The 3,768-nt window shown below is 51.2% G+C and carries 1 tRNA gene and 2 rRNA genes; all 3 read right to left on the bottom strand.

The annotated features are described in order from the left end of the window. Positions 1–139 precede the first annotated feature (139 nt). Positions 140–255: ribosomal RNA gene (rrf, locus tag HCU74_RS19725) — 5S ribosomal RNA — on the bottom strand. A 160-nt stretch (positions 256–415) separates the two neighbouring features. Then, positions 416–3,315: ribosomal RNA gene (locus HCU74_RS19720) — 23S ribosomal RNA — on the bottom strand. Between the two features lie 373 nt (positions 3,316–3,688). Further along, positions 3,689–3,765, bottom strand: a tRNA-Ile gene (locus HCU74_RS19715). Positions 3,766–3,768: the final 3 nt, after the last annotated feature.

Genomic DNA, 3,768 nt, shown 5'->3' with positions numbered 1-3,768 from the left:
TTAGAAGCCTGGCGACAGTGTGGCCCGCGAGCGCAGCGAGTGCTTTGGCCATGACCGTAGGTCAGAGCCTAGTGGATACCACTTCCAGAGACCCATAAAAAAACCCGAGACTCAAACGAATCTCGGGTTTTTAATTAAAGCCTGGCGATGACCTACTCTCGCATGGAGAAACTCCACACTACCATCGGCGATGACACGTTTCACTGCTGAGTTCGGGATGGGGTCAGGTGGTTCCATGTCTCTATGGTCGCCAGGCAAACTGGCTTGTGGTGGTTGAGTCTTATCTCCTGTTGAGGAGGGCTCTTGCACACACAAATAGGGCGGTAAATAAGCTGACTAAACACGTTTTCTCTTGCGCTGCACAATCCGCTGCAGCTCTTGTTTCGATATAGCAATGGCTAAACCACTTGATTATATGGTCAAGCCTCACGAGCAATTAGTACTGGTTAGCTCAACGCCTCACAACGCTTACACACCCAGCCTATCAACGTCCTGGTCTTGAACGGCTCTTTAGGGGGCTCAAGGCCCCAGGGAGATCTTATCTTGGAAGAGGCTTCCCGCTTAGATGCTTTCAGCGGTTATCCCGTCCGAACATAGCTACCGGGCAATGCCACTGGCGTGACAACCCGAACACCAGAGGTTCGTCCACTTCGGTCCTCTCGTACTAGAAGCAGCTTTCCTCAAATCTCCAACGCCCACGGCAGATAGGGACCGAACTGTCTCACGACGTTCTGAACCCAGCTCGCGTACCACTTTAAATGGCGAACAGCCATACCCTTGGGACCGGCTTCAGCCCCAGGATGTGATGAGCCGACATCGAGGTGCCAAACACCGCCGTCGATGTGAACTCTTGGGCGGTATCAGCCTGTTATCCCCGGAGTACCTTTTATCCGTTGAGCGATGGCCCTTCCATACAGAACCACCGGATCACTATGACCTACTTTCGTATCTGCTCGACTTGTCAGTCTCGCAGTTAAGCGCGCTTGTGCCATTACACTAACCTCACGATTTCCGACCGTGATTAGCGCACCTTCGTGCTCCTCCGTTACACTTTGGGAGGAGACCGCCCCAGTCAAACTACCCACCACACAATGTCCTCGAACCAGATAATGGTCCAGAGTTAGAACCCCAATAGTACCAGGCTGGTATTTCAAGATTGGCTCCACACAAACTGGCGTCTGCGCTTCAAAGCCTCCCAGCTATCCTACACAAGTAATATCAGAGTCCACTGTGAAGCTATAGTAAAGGTTCACGGGGTCTTTCCGTCTAGCCGCGGGTATACGGCATCTTAACCGCAATTTCAATTTCACTGAGTCTCGGGTGGAGACAGCGTGGCCATCATTACGCCATTCGTGCAGGTCGGAACTTACCCGACAAGGAATTTCGCTACCTTAGGACCGTTATAGTTACGGCCGCCGTTTACCGGGGCTTCGATCAAGAGCTTCGCTTGCGCTAACCCCATCAATTAACCTTCCGGCACCGGGCAGGCGTCACACCGTATACGTCCACTTTCGTGTTTGCACAGTGCTATGTTTTTGATAAACAGTTGCAGCCACCTGGTCACTTCGGCCAGCCTCAGCTTAGGGAGCAAGTCCCATCACCAAAACCGGCGTACCTTCTCCCGAAGTTACGGTACCATTTTGCCTAGTTCCTTCACCCGAGTTCTCTCAAGCGCCTTGGTATTCTCTACCTGACCACCTGTGTCGGTTTGGGGTACGGTTCGTTATAACCTGAAGCTTAGAAGATTTTCTTGGAAGCATGGCATCAACGACTTCGTCCAAAAGAGGACTCGTCATCACCTCTCAGCCTTAGGGAACCGGATTTGCCTAATCCCCCAGCCTACTAGCTTAAACGCGGACAACCAACGCCGCGATCGCCTAGCCTACTCCGTCCCTCCATCGCAGTTATAACAAGTACGGGAATATTAACCCGTTTCCCATCGATTACGCTTTTCAGCCTCACCTTAGGGGCCGACTAACCCTGCCCTGATTAGCATGGGGCAGGAAACCTTGGTCTTCCGGCGAGGGGGTTTTTCACCCCCTTTGTCGTTACTCATGTCAGCATTCGCACTTCTGATACCTCCAGCAAGCCTCTCGACTCACCTTCGCAGGCGTACAGAACGCTCCTCTACCATGCTAATAAATTAGCATCCGCAGCTTCGGTTACACATTTAGCCCCGTTATATCTTCCGCGCAGGCCGACTCGACTAGTGAGCTATTACGCTTTCTTTAAAGGATGGCTGCTTCTAAGCCAACCTCCTAGCTGTCTGAGCCTTCCCACATCGTTTCCCACTTAATGTGTATTTGGGACCTTAGCTGGCGGTCTGGGTTGTTTCCCTCTTGACAACGGACGTTAGCACCCGCTGTCTGTCTGCCATGATTGCACTCCACGGTATTCGGAGTTTGCATGGGGTTGGTAAGTCGGGATGACCCCCTAGCCCAAACAGTGCTCTACCCCCGTGGGTGAGACATGACGCTCTACCTAAATAGATTTCGAGGAGAACCAGCTATCTCCCGGTTTGATTAGCCTTTCACTCCGATCCACAACTCATCCCCGAATTTTTCAACATTCGTGGGTTCGGTCCTCCAATGCCTGTTACGGCATCTTCAACCTGGCCATGGATAGATCACCGGGTTTCGGGTCTAATGCCAGCAACTAAGACGCCCTATTAAGACTCGGTTTCCCTACGCCTCCCCTATACGGTTAAGCTCGCTACTGACATTAAGTCGCTGACCCATTATACAAAAGGTACGCAGTCACAGAACAAGTCTGCTCCTACTGCTTGTACGCATACGGTTTCAGGATCTATTTCACTCCCCTCTCCGGGGTTCTTTTCGCCTTTCCCTCACGGTACTGGTTCACTATCGGTCAATTGGGAGTATTTAGCCTTAGAGGATGGTCCCCCTATCTTCAGTCAAGATAACACGTGTCCCGACCTACTTATCGCAAGCTTAGTACCACAAGTGTGTTTTCGTGTACGGGGCTATCACCCTGTATCGCCGGACTTTCCAGACCGTTCCACTAACACACAAGCTATCACTTGCAGGCTGATCCCCGTTCGCTCGCCGCTACTAAGAGAATCTCGGTTGATTTCTTTTCCTCAGGGTACTTAGATGTTTCAGTTCCCCTGGTTCGCCTCCTAAGACCTATGTATTCAGTCAAAGGATACCTGTCTTATGACAGGTGGGTTTCCCCATTCGGACATCTCTGGATCACAGGTTGGTTGCCACCTTCCCAGAGCTTTTCGCAGGCTCCAACGTCCTTCATCGCCTCCAATTGCCAAGGCATCCACCGTATGCGCTTAGTCGCTTGACCATATAAGCAAATAGACTAGCCATCACTTATATCTTGCCAAGAAACTGCATTTCCAAGCGTGCGCGACTTGCAGCACACTCAGTTTTTTCGCCGGATTGTTACAACACTTGAGAAAACAGTGTTTATATATATCAGCTTATTTACCTTGTTAAAGAACATCTGATTGTAAAAACCAGAAACAAACCCACTCAATGCCAACACAACAACTTCTGTGTTCACCAAGAAGGCTTCTTTCTAATTTCTAAGCGAGGGAAGTACTTCCCGTGATCTACCTGTGATTCGATCCGTGTGCCAGAATGGTACTGATCAAGGCGCTGGGTTGCGTCGTGTGCATCGCACATGAGCAAGCCAGCAACGCCGAGCAGTGGCATTCTGGTGGGTCTGGGAGGACTTGAACCTCCGACCTCACCCTTATCAGGGGTGCGCTCTAACCACCTGAGCTACAGACCCATG

It is taken from the genome of Spongiibacter thalassae (assembly GCF_012272835.1).
Lineage (GTDB): Bacteria > Pseudomonadota > Gammaproteobacteria > Pseudomonadales > Spongiibacteraceae > Spongiibacter > Spongiibacter thalassae.
The sequence above is the reverse complement of the archived record's forward strand: the minus strand, read 5'-3'. Positions and strand labels throughout refer to the sequence as shown.